The sequence below is a fragment of the Autumnicola lenta genome (assembly GCF_031846515.1).
GTDB classification, from domain to species: Bacteria; Bacteroidota; Bacteroidia; order Flavobacteriales; family Flavobacteriaceae; genus Autumnicola; species Autumnicola lenta.
Window position 1 is genome coordinate 19,150 of sequence record NZ_JAVRHO010000029.1, and the last position, 15,435, is coordinate 34,584.

Consider the following 15,435-nt stretch of genomic DNA (forward strand, 5'->3'; position numbering starts at 1 on the left):
CATTAGTCCTGAAAGCAAGATATAAACACAATAACTGCTTTGGTTATTATTTAACCTCTTTAAAAAAAAAATTATCATTTTCAATCCAGTATTGAGTTCACTCTAGTTTTTTTGAAAAAATCATCTGGTAATCATCTTTTGCACCGAAAATAAGATTTCCAGGAATAAAAATTCGAATAATAGAATCTTTATTTTCCAGGTACTCTTCTAAAAAAAGCCATGTTTTACGGGTGCCAGGGCGGGACCCCAAATTTTTACATTATCAATCTTTCCTGTATCATCAAAAGAGCCAAAGCCGATGTACCCGAAATCGAAATGTTTATCCTCTGCCTCCATAACAGGTGCATTCATATCATCAACGAATACCCTGATTATTCCGGAACTAATATCTCTCTCCAACCTGATTTTATGCCACTCTTCTGTAGTCCCCCAATCGAATCCTACGGTAGTTTTATTGGCTATATTTGTTCTTGGTGCATCATTAACCAAAAATATGTTGTGAGCGTTAGGATCAGCATTGGAAGCTATATGGGTGTAATAAAAATTGGAAGGATCTTTTAGACCGAAAAATAAGCACAAATCCCGGTGTCCATATTCTTTCCCCGTTTGCTGCAATTTTGCTTCCAGAATAAAGCTACCAAACTTCCTGTCTTTAATAAAAGCAATATTTAATGGCGACCGCACCGGTGGACTGTAGGCGCTTTTTTTATGAAGCTCCAATGCATGATTTTTGTCAACATTACCAATTTTCCATGCTTCAGCATCAGTAAACTCAAAACTGCTTAACGTAAAGTCTCCTTCAAAATCCTCCTCATAAAGTAATTTATAATTATCAGGAATCTTCTGCGCATGCACGTTTACTAAAAATAAGCACATAAATCCGCAGAACAGGATATTCATCTTCAGAACTCTCATTAGCGATCAGATTAAAATTATTTATTCAGGACAATAGTCCACTACGAACACATCTTCTACAATTTCCATATCTCCCAACATCTCTCCAAATTGTTGATGTTCGGGATGTGGCAGATAAAAATCCCTTGTTTTTGTTTTCCGGACTGTTTTTTAACCCATGCTCAAAGGAAACTATACCTGGAATACTTTTTTTCAATTTCCCCAAGCTATCTGTAACCTTTTTTATTTGAGCATCAGTAGCGATTGGTATGAATTTAAAAATAACTATATGTCTCATTTGCTCTTCTGTTGAATTATATATCTCATTTAGCTAATACAAGAAAAGGCTGTGAATACAGCCTTCCTTATGTTTAATATGTTCTTAGTTACTTAGCAGGTAAGGATAATGTATATTCAGGCATACACATTATTTTACCACCTTCTTTAGCTGACTCCTGGGCCACAATACGAACGCAGGTAATATTTGCTGATTGCCTTGCATTAGGATAAGGATCTTTAGAATTCACTAAAGCATCAACAAATGAGTGAACAAGATGGGGATGCGATCCTCCATGTCCAGCTCCCTGTGTGAACGACAACTGCTGTTGTTCATCAGAATCATATACTCCTTTAGTAGTAAAACGCTGAATTGGCTCCGGTAAAAGATGAGCATAATCCGGACATTCCACTTCCTCCGGAATTTCCGGCTCAGGGCGTTTTGCTGTGTGAACTACCAGAGGATTTCCCTCGATCAAAGGCCATTCAACAGACTTTTTTACTCCGTACACTTCAAAAGTTTCGCGGTACTGTCTGGCCACATTAAAAAGCGATCGATATACCTGTGCACTTGCGCATTTCAAAGGTGTACTAAAACGTTTGCGCTTAAACCCTTTGGTTCTGTATTCTATTAACATACAGGCATAATAAAAAAATATTAGTGTATATAAAGCTGAAAAAGTATTGCTAAAATCCGAATTCCTGATTAGCGACTGCATGCTTTTTCTTCTGAAAAAGATGATCTACTTAAACGAGAAGTAAACGGGTTTATTCAACAATAAATTTACCCTGCATTACTGCGTAGTGACCAGGAAAACTGCAAATGAAATCATATGTTCCCGATTCAGGTGCTGTAAATTCAATAGTGGTAGATTCTCCCCCACCAATAATCTCTGTGTGAGCAATTACCTGCTCCTCATCTTCAGGAATATAATCATTATCTGCTGCCTGCATCGCTTTTTGTCCAAAGGCGCTAATATCTGTACCTTGCTTTAACAAAACAAAATTATGCCCCATTACATTTTCACTCATTTCTCCTGTATGCTCGAGAGTTAGCTTCACTGTACTTCCGGCTTTGACCTTTATCTCATTTTTACCGAATTGCATTTGATCACTGGCCGAAATATAAACCTCGACAACTTCCCCTTTATCCGCAGCTTTTGAATTTATTCCATTACTCTGTGTAGAACTATTGTCACTAATTGTAATTTGTTCCTTCTCTTCTTTCTTCTCTCCACAAGCCATTACGGCAAGTGCAGTTAACATCAAAAGGCATTTTTTAAAGTATCTCATTTCTTTAATCTTAAAATTAATTTACAAGGTAAAACTTTTAAGTTTCATCTATACATTTCCAAATTAATTAAAGTTCTCGCGTAAAAGCAAGTTATAATTTACATTTTTTTATGGAATAACATACTCTTTTAAATTATCAGAAAATTGTCTTTGTCTTCCTGTTTCAGAAGATGATTAATATTAAATAAAAGTCATCCGGGTAAAAAATTTTAAACTTAATTAGAAAATTCTGCTATTTCCGACAGTTTTACCTGATGATCTTCAGAAATTCTGAAGAGAATTATGTTTATAAATATTCTGTTTAACGAAAGTTTGCGTTCCTAAAGATGCTTATTCTCCTAACTTTTGATACTTCTGAAAAAGTTAAATTATATTCTGAAGTTATAGAGGTTAACAATATTATCCAGCACATAGCCAAGGCTACGGAGTTGATGAGCTGGTATTTGCTTTATAAGGCACCTTCTAACTGGACCAAGACTCAAGCCGAACGTGCCAATATTTTATTTGAATCCTACCTTGATATTGAACATCAATTAGCCAGATTAAAAATAATTTCAATAAAAACCTTTAAACATTTTTAAGAAAAACTTTTCTTTCATATTTGGCTATAAGGCCTTTACGCGGAATTGTCTTGCTTGTGATTTCGTATTTGATATAATTATAGAGCCATATATCTTCCGGAACTAAAGGAGCATCTTTAAAAACTTTTATATCAAAATTCTTTAACAATATGTTCAAGTACGGCCGCCCTTTTAACTCTTTTAGTTGAGACAATTTATCAATCAACTTTTGTTCTTCCTCTCTACTCAGGTACTTACAGGCCTGGGTAAAAATAATGTAAACGGGAGGATACTTCATTTCAAAATCAGTTACATAATTCTTTAATTCTTCTGTAGGCAGATTCCTCCCCAAGTTCTCCGGACTAGGAAAGATCCATACAACCCTCCCCCTTCAAATCAAGATTTATTTTTGCCTTACCTCTATTCAAAAAAAATTAGCATCATTCGGATCTAAAGCAATGGCTACATCGAAATCTTTTATGGCATCAGGATACTTTTGTAAATTATAAAGAGCATTAGCCCTGCCATTATAATTAAGAGCATTTGATTCATTAAATTTTATTGCACTGGTATAATCCGAAATTGCTGCCCGAAAATCTTCAAGAAGAAATTTGCAGTCTCCACGAGCTACAAATCCATCTGCATCCTTGGGATTTCTTTTAAGAACTTGATTAAGATCTTGAATAGCCTTTATGTACATTTCCCACCTAAAATAAACTAGACTTCGATTATAAAAAGCTGTTGTATTAGTAGAATCACTTCTTATTTGCCTAGTAAATTCTTCCTCTTTTATAATATCTTCTTCAGTTTTTATCAAAGAATTCAAGGTATTCCGGCGTGTAGAGCTCCTGTGAAAAAAAAAAGAAACTGAGGATAGAAAACCCAGTAGTAATGAACACGGTTCTCATTGTTTTGCCAGGAGATTGTTAGGAGCCAAGATAATAATATTATTGAGGTTTTAACTTTAAGGTCAGAAATTAGGGGCGGAAACACCTTTTTTGCAGTTAGTTGGCTAAATGTTGACTAAATAGGTCATTAAAAAACCGCAACATCCTCATAAGAAGGTCGTTGCGGCTGTTTATTGTGGTCCCACCTGGACTCGAACCAGGGACCACCTGATTATGAGAAGCTTAATTTGAATTTCTTTTAGTTACTTTTAATTTCTTATGTATTGATTATCAATATTTTATGTTTTTTTATTTGGTAACAACTTTCATATAATTTACCTTTAAGAGGCAATTTGTTGTACCTATGTTGTACCCGTTTTTTCAAAATATATGATAAATCTCAAGGTCGTTTTACGAAAAAAGAAGCTTTCCAATGGAAACTTTCCTGTCTGCCTTAGAATTACGAAAAACCGTAAAACAAAATATTTTAAAACTATTTTTAACGCTACTGAAGATGAGTGGGATTCCAGTGCAGGGAAATTCACCAAACGGAATGAAAACTATCTTCAAAACAACAGACTTTTAATTAAATTCCAGGACCGGGCTTTACAAGTTCTTGGAGAGATGAAAATTGAAAGCGACGACTTCACATTGGAAGATTTTGAAAAAAAATATCGTGTCCTTTCAAATCCGGTGCAAAACAATGTTTTTACTTTTTGGGATGAGATAATTGACGAAATGACTTCGGCCGGAAGAATTGGAAATGCCAGAGTAAACCGTGAGGCTTATAAGTCAATTTTGAAATTTAATCGATCATCAAATCTGATATTTAAAAACGTAACCCCGACGTTTTTAAATAAATATGAAGTATATATGAGAGCGAGGGGCGGTAGTGATGGTGGCATAGGCGTTCCTATGCGTGCTTTAAGAGCTCTATACAATGTTGCCATTGAACGTAACATGGTCAAAGAGGAGTATTATCCTTTTAAAACTTATAAAATTTCAAAATTAAAAGGGAAAGGGGTAAAAAGAGCATTGAGGATGGAAGATCTAATGAAGATAGTATCACTTGACCTAAAACAATATCCCTGGTTGACTAACAGCCGCAATTATTTCGTTTTTAGCTTTTATACCAGAGGGATGAATTTTGCTGATATGATGAGACTGGAGTGGAAACAAATTGATGATGAAAGAATCTACTATACCAGGTCAAAGACCAAAGGAACCTTTATAATTAAAATTGTTCCTCCAGTTAGAAATATCCTGGAGTTCTATAAGGGGCAAAGTCTGAGTACAAAATATGTTTTTCCAATCTTACTCCATGACGATTTAACTCCATCACAGGTTGGAAATAGAAAACATAAAACCCTTAAAAATTATAACTTGCATTTAAAGGAGATTGCTGAGATCTGCGGCATAAATAAACCTCTTAGTAGTTATGTGGCCCGGCACAGCTTCGCAAATTGTTTGAAACAAAAAGGAATAGCTACTGATATCATTAGCGAATCTTTGGGGCATCAAAATTTGGCCGTTACCCAGGCTTATTTAAAGGAGCTTGATAGTTCTGTTTTGGATGAGGCGGTGGAACTTCTTTTGTGATGGTCGAAACTAATGTAGTTTGCCAAGCTATTATTCAATTAAAAAAAAGAATAGTCACTAAAACTGTGTTAAAACATAATTGGTATACCTGTAGTTGATCCTAGATGATTTTGTTAACAATGTTGCTTATTTGTTGATAAGTGTTGCTTAACCTCCGAAAACCCGCAGAAATAGGAACATTTATTTTTTATTTCCACGTTGCTTAAAATCCATTAATGTTTCTTAAATGAATATAAAGCATCCGCATCTCTTTGTTTTTCACTTTTTCGATCCAAAATTTCTTCCTCAACAAACAGATTTAAATAGCGCCTTATAGTATTTTTATGCGCATTACAATGTTTAGCTAGCTCTTCTTTTGTTGCAGTTTGATTTACAAATAGATAGTCTAGTATTTTTTTCTGCGTTTCACTATAACCACTCATATTTTCCTCTATTGCTGTAATCACGCTGTCATGAATTGTCTTAGAATGTCCACTTATTTTATTTCTCAACGTGAGGTATACATTTCTATTTTCCTCTTTATATTCTGGTTTTGAAAGCATAGATTTTTCCATGGATTCATAAATACGAGAAACTCCTTCATTTAATTGTCTTACATAACCCATATCCTCGAGTACTCTTGCAATTCTGGGATTTCTCGCAAAACGCTCAGATTTAATATTTTGGATGGTCACTTGAGCAGGTAAAGGTCCACTGTTCGAGATTTCCAGCCTATTATCAAAGTGCTTTATGTAAACTGAACTTCCTTGAATATTATAAGAACGATGGCATAGAGCATTAACAATACCTTCGAGCCATGCCTCTTCAGGAAATTCCGGAACCTTTTTGAATTTACCCTCTCCAATGTCCAAGAAGTGATAATCTCTGAACGAGGCCCTGAGAAAAGTTTTAAGTTCATTTATTAATTTAGGTATATTGTTTTCAAAACGTTCATCTTTCACAACATTATGTTCTGCACCTGTTAAAGCTTCTGTACCTTCATAGCGTATATACCTTACAGATGCTGAAGGTATGTACTTCTCGGGATCTATAGAGAACAAAAGAACAGATGAATTTTTTATAGCATACTTACCGTCTCTTTTAGTAGCTAAATACCGTTTAGTTAGTAGATCTAAAGAATCTCCTTTGTAATTCAGTTTTTGTTTATACTCTTCCAATAACTCTTCATCTAAATCATTAAAATCAAAATCAGTAATTATTTCTTCCTCAAATCTGCGAATTGTTTTATCATACTCTAGCTTTTTAACTCCATCTCTATCTAATTTACGGTTAGTATCTATGACTCTTAAATAGACGTTGTCATTATCCTTTCTTGAAAATATCCTCTCCAATTCTTGCTCAACATGATAGAGAAAAATTAGTTTCCCACTCACTTGAACTTCTTCTAGTTGAACATTACATGCAGGGTGTATGAAATCAAAACAGAGGGATCTATATTTGTTCAGTTCAATTTCATCAAGCAAGGTTAAATCTTGGATCATACCACTATCCGAAATTCCAAAGACTAAAACACCGCCATCTGCATTTAACATTCCGATTATTTCTTCTGCGATTTTGCTAGGCTTGGTTTCCTTTTCTCCTAATCCCTTCCGTTCGAAATATTGATTCTCTTTTTTGGTCCTTAAATATTCCTCGGTTACCAAGGTATTAATGCTAGAAATTACTGCTATACTCATGTTTCTTAATTTCAATAAAACGTTGCTTATTGGGAATTTTATCCATTTATAATTTTACAACACCAACAAAATCAAGTGATAATAGAAATAAAGGTCATGTTTCTTAATTACTATGTAGTGTTGCTTATTTCAAAAGTAGCTAATACAATTTAAAAAGATTTTTTTAAAGCCATAAGAATAAGAATAGTTACCACATCTCTTATTCTCTCCTTTTATTTAAATCACCCAGCAGCCCTAAATCTACCAGAACTAATATTATTTTTTGTGAGGCAAAATTCTCTTCCTGTGAAGATTTTACTAAGTAAATTGTCTTCTTTAATGACTGTAAGGATCTTTAGTATATTCCTTTTTTGACTTCATTTAAGTGAAAATAAAAATACTAATAAACAATAAATTAGGTCTTCTAAAACCCCTCCGCGTTTTCTCCTTTTGCTTTACTCTTCCTGAAATTACTTTATACCCTATATTGAGTTGAAGTAAAATTACTCTCGTATTAATCTGTAGTTTCGACTGATCTTTGTCTTTCTAGCGAAATACAGCCAATAGCTTGCCTGTACTATTATGGCAAAATGACATTTTCTCTATTCCTCACCACATTATTCATTTTTTTTAATATTTTTATAGACCGTCGCTGCAAAATTACTATTGTCCCTACCCTAGAATTATTCGCAGTCTTTAAATAATCCCATCATTATGACCCAAGTGCTAGGGCTTACAGAACCTGTAAGATTGAGAAAACCATATAGGCCAAACTATAAATTGGTTAATCATTCCTGCCGGCTTCATCCTTTATTATTATTTTTGTCCCCTTCATACCCCATATCTTCTGGATTAATTCTTCTAAGCATTCAAGAAGCTCAATATTTTATTAATACCAATTATCTAAATCTATGAACATTCAACTGGATCTTTTAGCCAGGGAGCGAATGAACCTCGCCCTACTACAAAACCGCATCCCTCTCATTCAAAAGCTACAGATTGGCAACGATACTGAAGATCATTTGGAGAATCTGAAATTAAAGATCATATCAGATCCACAGGGAGTTTTGAGCGGGGAAATTGCAATTTCCTCTATTCCTCCTGGTGAAACTTTCATTGTAGAAAATCCAGTTATAAGCCACTCCTGGGATTACTTCAGAAATGTTACAGAAAAGATTCGGGGAAGAATTTTAATTGATTTACTGGATGCCCAGGGCAATACAATAGCAAAAACTTTTCAGGATTTAGAAATCGAGCCAGAGAGTGTTTGGTTAGGGCAACAGGCGCCCCTGGAACTTCTGGTGAGCCACATAATGCCAAATAGCGAAGTCGTTCAGCGTATCAACCGAAAGGCTGCAGATTTTCTTAAGGAACTGACAGGAAATTCTGCTTTGAGTGGTTATCAAAGCAAAGATCGTGAGCGGGTATATCAGACAGCTCAGGCAATATACCAAGCTATTCGAGAAAAAAACATAACCTATTCAGAGGCTCCCGCGAGTTTTGAAGATACAGGCCAAAAAATCCGTACGCCAGAGCAGATTCTCAAGCATTCAATGGCTAACTGTTTGGATATTTCTCTGTTTTATGCTGCTTGTTTAGAACAGGCGGGTATCCATTCTCTAGTGTTTATCATACAAGGTCACGCTTTTGCCGGCTTTTGGTTAGAAGATAAATTTCTACCGCGGCCTCTGGAGGAAGATGCACAGTTTTTCAGGAAAAGGATGGAACTGGATGAAATGGCGGCTATAGAAATTACCAATGCCACTGCTGACATCAATATAAGTTTTTCTCAACTGGAGAGCCTAGGTAAAGATCACTTCAAAAATGAGGAAAATTTTATCTGTGGTATAGACGTGACTCATTGTCGACGACATGCCCGAATCCACCCCCTGAACGATTCTGCGTCATTAGCTAATCGGACAACAGAAAAAAGGGAATTGAGAAAGGAAGAAGCGGAATTAGAAAGTCGAAGGTTTAAAGAATTTCAATTACCTGAAAATGTTGAGGCTCGGGAAAAAGAGCTGGATAAGTGGAAAGACAAGCTTCTGGACCTTAGTTTTCGTAATCGCCTTTTGAACTTTCGTCCAAATAAAGGAACTGTGGAAATCCTTTGTCATAGTCCGAACGAAATTGAGGATATTCTTGCTGATGGTGCAGCCTTCGAAATATTGCCTGAACCAAGGCAAAGTTCTTTGAACCTCCAACGGACGGACCAACAAGAAATCCTAACTGACCAGATTACTTTAAATTTTGAAAGAAAAAAGCTGTTAACCAAAATTTCTGAGACCAAATTTCAGGCAGTATTGAACAGCCTATATCGTTCGGTAGTGAATGCAGAGGAAGAAACTGGGGCTAATACATTATTCCTTGCCCTAGGTATCCTTTCCTGGAAGGAGACAGATCGCAGTCAAACAGAGAGGAGATCTCCACTTCTGTTGCTTCCTGTCAATCTTAAGAAAAAAACAGTTGGAGGTAAATTTTCCCTGTCACTCCGTGACGATGATACAGTATTGAACTATACCCTTCTTCAAAAACTTAAAAGAGATTTTGATTTGGAATTCCCTGGTCTGGATCCCCTTCCTGAAGATGAATCGGGGGTGAATGTTCAACTGATATTTGACATTATTCGAAAGATAATTCGTGACAAACGCGGATGGGAAGTTAAAGAAGAAGTGTGGCTAAGTGAATTTTCTTTTCAGAAGTACCTCATGTGGAAAGAATTGGATAACCATTATGAGGACATGTTGAAAAGCCCTGTCATTCGTACAATAATGACGTCTGAAGCCCCGAAAGAAATTCCAGAATTCGTTTCCGAGGACAAAGTGGAAGAACTACTTCACCCTAAGGATATGTACTGCCCATTATCAGCAGACTCGTCCCAAATGGCGGCAGTACTTTCAGCTGCGAACGGTAACACTTTTGTTCTTCAAGGACCTCCGGGCACAGGAAAATCTCAGACCATCGCTAACATGATAGCACACTGCATTGGCATTGGCAAACGAGTACTCTTTGTTTCCGAAAAGAAAGTTGCATTAGAAGTTGTGTACAGGCGCTTGCAGGAAATTGGTATTGGTCCGTTCTGTCTGGAACTACATTCTAAAAAATCAGAAAAAAAGGAAGTTGTAAAGAGCTTCTACAATGCGCTGGAATTTAATTCTGACGGACTTAATGGGGAATGGGATCAGGTTTCGGAAGAACTAAAAATCTCAAGGGACGGGTTAAATAACTACTTCCGGGAACTTCATGAAATAAGTCCTTCAGGTATTTCCGCGTATAAAGCCTTTGGATTGGCTGCCAGAAATTATGATATGCCGAAGGTTGATCTGGAATTTAAAAGTTTTCTTGGATACCCTTTAGCAGAACTTAGAGAACTTGTTTCGAAATTAAAAAATTGGGAGGAGTTTGCTGAAAGCTTAACAAATGAAGAATATTTAGCTTGGGCCACTGTCCAGAAAAAGGAATGGAATAGCAGAACCGAAGATGTAATAATTCAATTGCTGAACAAAATTCACTCCTTGGTTAAAGAACTTGAAAGAATTAGTGCGGACGCCAATCATAAGCTTCCGCTTAATCCAAAATGGAAAATTGTCAACTGGTTAGCCTTGGGAGATTTTGTAGATAAGATATTGGCTACACCTGAAATTGCGCCAGGGTTTCTCAAACAAGGAGATTTTCCGAAATATCAGTCAGAATTCTATGAGAATTTAGAACACTTAAAAAATCAAGCGGAGACCCGACAAAAGCTGGAGAAGATCTTTCAGGCAAAAGTGTTTCAAGAGAATTTCTATGAGTTAAAGCAGCAACTACAGGAAACACGGGAGGGGTTTTTCCTTATCTCATTTTTCAAGAAGCTTAAGCTTAAAGGAAGACTTAAAAATCTGATAAAAGATAAATTAGAACCGCTGGATAAATATGATCAGTACTTCGAAGCTGGAATAAAATATCAGGAGGGGTTAATAAAAGAAGAAAAGGCTTCCCGCTTTGTGAAAGAAGCAATAGGAGAAGAATACCAGCTGACAAGTGACGGGAAATTCCGAAAGGCCATGGCCTGGGCAGAAGATGTGAATAAAGATCTTTTAGCGCTCTACTCTTCAGATTTCGGAACAGCCGCTTCAGCTAAAGCTTTTATTACTACTCTTGTTAAAAACCGCTCCTTAGCCCTGGCAGAATCCAGCGAAATTAAAAAAGAACTGGTGCAAAAGCACGAATTCTTAATTGTAATGAGAACTAATCTGAATTTGCTGAAGGACGAACTGGAGCTAAAGCCTGAATGTTTTGAAGTCAAAGCGGCTGAATTGGCGCAAAAACTCGAAGCTATTCAAAACTCTTTTTCGCTGTTCAGAGATGTAACGACAATGAATGTGCTAAAATCTGAACTTTCCCAAGCAGGCTTAAATCCGCTTTTTGAAAATGTGGATAAAGGAGAAATCTCGAAATCAAATATTTATCAGGTTTTCAACTATAACTTTCACCGTCAATGGCTACAGGAGAAAAGTGGAGACTCAAATACATTAAACAGTACAACCGGCCTTCAGCTAAACAAGTTGGATTCTGATTTTAAAAACCTGGATCTCAAATACAGAGCTTACACTGAAAAGGCCCTCTCAGGTAAAATATCTGCTGATAAACCAAGAATGGGGAATCTAATTTTACCCGATTCGCCGGTGGGTCTTATTGTGAAGGAAAATAAGAAGAGTAGGAGGCATCTTCCTATTCGTAAGTTCCTGGATTCCATTAGTTCAGTAGCGCAGACCCTTAAGCCATGTTACCTGATGAGCCCAATTTCCGTTAGTCAATATCTCCCCGTTTCACCAGATTTTGACATAGTCATCTTTGATGAAGCTTCACAGATTCCCCCTTGGGATGCTATAGGGGCATTATCAAGAGGAAAACAGGCAATAATTGTTGGAGACACTAAACAATTGCCACCAACCGCTTTCTTTAGTATGAAATCTGAAGATGAATCAGATGAGAAAATAGACTGTGAAAGTGTTCTTGAAATGTTTGGCAGTATATACCCGGAGATGCTTCTTAAATGGCATTATCGAAGCCGCTCTGAAAGTCTTATCAGCTTTTCAAATCACCATATATATGACAATCGGCTTAATACATTTCCCGCCAGTGACACTGAAGATGACAAGGTTTCTCTTAAGATAGTAACAGGAAAGGAGGCCTTTTACGATAAAGGGAAGTCAAAAACAAATGCCGGGGAGGCTAATGCTGTAGTTGATGAAATTTTTAGCCGATTGAAAGAAGAAAGCAGCACGGGCTCTATTGGGGTGGTTACTTTTAGTTCTGTCCAAGCGAACCTTATCAGCGATTTAATCGATGTACGTTTGCAGAAGGAACCACAGTTCGAAACCTTTTTCGACGTCAATAATCCTGAATATATTTTTGTCAAGAACCTAGAAAATGTACAGGGAGATGAAAGAGATTTGATCCTATTTTCGGTGGGCTACGGGAAAGACAGCCTTGGAAAAATCAGCCGCAATTTTGGTCCTTTAAATAATTCGGGAGGTGAACGTCGTTTAAATGTCGCTGTGACTCGAGCCAGAAATGAAGTGAAAATATTTTCAAACTTTCACCCACGGGAACTTGATGTTAGCACAAGCACCTCAGAAGGACTCCGGCTTCTAAAAGAATATTTGCTTTATGCACAGGAAGGTCATACAGCTCTCCTTCGTCAACAGTCTTTTAACAATGTTGATGAGTTTGATTCCATTTTCGAAAAAGAGGTTACTGATGCACTCCGAAAAAAAGGCTGGGAAGTCCGGACCCAAATAGGAGTTGGTGGATATCGAGTAGATCTGGGGGTTGTACATCCTGAATATTCAGGAAGCTTTTTAGCAGGTATAGAGTGTGATGGTGCGCGTTTTCACTCTGCCAAATCGGCAAGAGACAGAGATATTCTTAGGCAGATGGTGCTGGAAGGTCTTGGCTGGACAATTCTAAGGATCTGGTCAACTGACTGGTGGTACGACAGTGGAAAATGCATAGATAAGCTTCATCAGGAGTTAGAAGCCCTGTTAGCTGCGCCACGAGAGGCCATTACAAAGGCTGTCAAAGACATATAAATTCCCAATTCTATTGCCGAAAATGATAACTCAAATTCTCAAGAGAATGAAATGGATGTACTTCAGGAAAACTTGCCGCCAGTTGTAAACTCTCAACTATATGATCCTACAATGGTGGAAATAAATCCAATAGGCGAATTTTTTGAAAATGCTAACTTAGTAGGTAACCAAATGAAAGGGCTGGTTCAAGCTTTAGCACCTGTTTCCAGAGAAGAATGTTTCTCGACAGTATCACGCTCCTGGGGATTTGCCCGAAGAGGAAATAGGATTGACCAATTTTTAGAAACTTGCTCTAAAGACATCCATCGAACTAAATCCAATGGTCAAATATTTTTTTGGAATACTCCAGAAGATGTTGGATCTATTGAAGCTCTTCGATTACCACCAGAAGGTCAACAAAGACACCCTTCATCAATTGCACCTGAAGAGCTACTACATGGCTTTACACCAATTCTCCAAAGCAACATAGAGGTCTCAAAAGATTTACTTTTTAAGGAAGTTGCGAAAATGCTTGGGTATAGTAGGATTTCAAAAGAAAACATGAAGTATATGGAGCCCGCTTTGGAATTACTGAAAAATCAGGATTTATTAACCACAGAAGATGAAGTTGTTTTATGGCGTGGTTAAATTACTATAAAGACAACTCCTTTGACCAATGCTCAAAATTCATAATTTGAACAACTATTGAAAAGAAAAATTTATAAAATCTTAGCGATTTCCAAACATTCAGGGGATCCAAGCTGGTATTTCGATATTTTTATTATCAGTCTTATTTTCTTAAATATTGCGGCTATAATTCTTGAATCTGTCGCCCCGTTAAAACATAAGTATCAGGAGCAATTCTTTCTTTTTGAAGTATTTTCAGTAGTCATTTTTACAGTAGAATATCTACTGAGACTATGGACTGCCAATCTAGAACCTAAATTCTCACAGCCTATAGTGGGTAGAATTAAATTTGCTTTTTCTCCTCTTGCAATGATCGATCTTCTAGCAATACTCCCTTTTTTCCTTCCATTCCTTGGAGTAGACCTTAGGTTATTAAGAATGTTAAGAATGTTCAGGATTTTCCGTTTGTTTAAAATTGCCCGATATTTAAAAGCCCTTAAATTAATGAAGCGGGTTTTGGATAAGAAAAAGGAAGAACTTATGATTTCTCTGATCTTTACCATTTTCCTCCTATTGATGGCTTCTACATTAATGTACTATATTGAAAACGAAGCTCAGCCTGAAAATTTTTCAAGCATCCCTGAGACCATGTGGTGGGGGATTGCAACCCTTACCACTGTGGGTTATGGAGATATTTATCCTATTACAGGTTATGGGCAGTTTTTAGGTGGGGTTATCGCTATAATTGGAATTGGGTTGTTCGCCCTGCCCACTGGTATACTTGCTGCAGGATTCTCTGAAGAAATTTCCTCGGGAGAGAGAAAAGCAGAAAGTTGTCCTACATGTGCCCAGCAGTTGAAGAAGTGATTTACTGGCATTCACAGAACCTATCTCTTCCGCTGAATGATATTGCACTTGAATTTAAACCATTTATTTAATTGGAATGTTCAATCTTGGATAAAATTAAAACCTGATTAATAAAATTTTATAGACTTTTTTAAAAATCAATTCCCATGTCTCCTTTAAAGAGATAATCCTTATCTTGATCTGTGGAGGTATGCCTCATAAAAAATATTTTTCCCCCAATAGCGCCCCTCATAAAATATCGGGGGTGTATTGGGGGAAAATATTCACTCATTAATAGAAGGAACATCCTTATTTAGCCCCAATATCTACCATAACTTACCTGCGCCGGATCCTGTGCTGTTTTTATAGCGTACGGGAAGTTAAGCGTTAAGTAAAAACAGCATAGGGCGCATCCTACTTATGTTTTACATTACCAGTAAATTTCAGCCTGTTTCCAAGGCCTCTCAGTGCATTTACTGGAAACCTGAGTTCGATTAAAAAATAGCCAGCTGTTGTGTCTGGAGAGTTTGATATTTGATGGATGGTTTTTTGGGCAGGAAACTGTAGGCTATCAACCCACAGATAAGGTTTGTCATAAAGTTGCCGAAGCTCCTGTGCCTTGAATGCTCGATCTGGCATATATTTTTGAGTTCATCGTTTACAGTCTCTATAATAGAACGCTTTCTCAGCAGTATTTTGTCCGAGAGTGTCATCAGTGAATTCTTCATATTGTTCCTTATATGGA

Annotated in this window: 13 protein-coding genes; 5 read left to right on the top strand and 8 right to left on the bottom strand. The window is 36.8% G+C overall.

The window, feature by feature from the left end:
* Positions 1-207: 207 nt before the first annotated feature.
* From RM545_RS15515 to azu, 4 genes are all read right to left on the bottom strand, one after another.
* On the bottom strand, positions 208-915 hold the full coding sequence (locus RM545_RS15515; RefSeq protein ID WP_311496201.1) for a hypothetical protein: 708 nt from the start codon (positions 913-915) through the stop codon (positions 208-210).
* Between the two features lie 25 nt (positions 916-940).
* Entirely contained in the window at positions 941-1,192 is a 252-nt protein-coding gene (locus RM545_RS17655; RefSeq protein ID WP_432264589.1) for a Dabb family protein, read from the bottom strand.
* Positions 1,193-1,280: 88 nt separating this feature from the next.
* Positions 1,281-1,808 (bottom strand): hypothetical protein, encoded by a 528-nt coding sequence (locus RM545_RS15520; RefSeq protein WP_311496202.1) that lies wholly within the window; start codon positions 1,806-1,808, stop codon positions 1,281-1,283.
* 130 nt (positions 1,809-1,938) lie between these two features.
* Positions 1,939-2,436 carry an azurin gene (azu, locus tag RM545_RS15525; RefSeq protein ID WP_311496203.1) on the bottom strand — a complete coding sequence of 166 codons (498 nt, stop codon included), beginning with the start codon at positions 2,434-2,436 and terminating at the stop codon, positions 1,939-1,941.
* 353 nt (positions 2,437-2,789) lie between these two features.
* Here azu and RM545_RS15530 point away from each other — a divergent pair, with 353 nt between their 5' ends.
* On the top strand, positions 2,790-3,044 hold the full coding sequence (locus RM545_RS15530; RefSeq protein WP_311496204.1) for a hypothetical protein: 255 nt from the start codon (positions 2,790-2,792) through the stop codon (positions 3,042-3,044).
* On the opposite strand, the gene RM545_RS15535 is transcribed toward RM545_RS15530, so the two are convergent.
* Entirely contained in the window at positions 3,031-3,321 is a 291-nt protein-coding gene (locus tag RM545_RS15535) for a hypothetical protein (RefSeq protein ID WP_311496205.1), read from the bottom strand. The two genes, RM545_RS15530 and RM545_RS15535, sit on opposite strands and share 14 nt — an antisense overlap.
* Before the next feature lie 126 nt (positions 3,322-3,447).
* Entirely contained in the window at positions 3,448-3,840 is a 393-nt protein-coding gene (locus tag RM545_RS15540; protein ID WP_311496206.1) for a tetratricopeptide repeat protein, read from the bottom strand.
* Positions 3,841-4,300: 460 nt separating this feature from the next.
* On the opposite strand from RM545_RS15540, the gene RM545_RS15545 reads away from it, so the two are divergent.
* Positions 4,301-5,509 carry a site-specific integrase gene (locus RM545_RS15545; RefSeq protein ID WP_311496207.1) on the top strand — a complete coding sequence of 403 codons (1,209 nt, stop codon included), beginning with the start codon at positions 4,301-4,303 and terminating at the stop codon, positions 5,507-5,509.
* Positions 5,510-5,721: 212 nt separating this feature from the next.
* Here RM545_RS15545 and RM545_RS15550 read toward each other — a convergent pair whose 3' ends face one another.
* A complete protein-coding gene (locus tag RM545_RS15550; RefSeq protein WP_311496208.1) occupies positions 5,722-7,185 on the bottom strand; it encodes an ATP-binding protein in 1,464 nt (487 codons plus the stop codon).
* An 890-nt stretch (positions 7,186-8,075) separates the two neighbouring features.
* Here RM545_RS15550 and proA point away from each other — a divergent pair.
* From proA to RM545_RS15565, 3 genes are read left to right on the top strand one after another with little or no spacing between them, the layout of a single operon-like run.
* Positions 8,076-13,238 (top strand): anti-phage protein ProA, encoded by a 5,163-nt coding sequence (proA, locus tag RM545_RS15555; RefSeq protein ID WP_311496209.1) that lies wholly within the window; start codon positions 8,076-8,078, stop codon positions 13,236-13,238.
* Positions 13,239-13,289: 51 nt separating this feature from the next.
* Entirely contained in the window at positions 13,290-13,865 is a 576-nt protein-coding gene (locus RM545_RS15560; protein ID WP_311496210.1) for a DUF3320 domain-containing protein, read from the top strand.
* Positions 13,866-13,922: 57 nt separating this feature from the next.
* Positions 13,923-14,711, top strand: coding sequence for an ion transporter (locus tag RM545_RS15565; RefSeq protein WP_311496211.1), 789 nt, complete (start codon positions 13,923-13,925; stop codon positions 14,709-14,711).
* A 473-nt stretch (positions 14,712-15,184) separates the two neighbouring features.
* Here RM545_RS15565 and RM545_RS15570 read toward each other — a convergent pair.
* Positions 15,185-15,435, bottom strand: a 251-nt coding sequence (locus RM545_RS15570) for a transposase (protein WP_311496212.1), incomplete at its 5' end; no start/stop codon positions are given.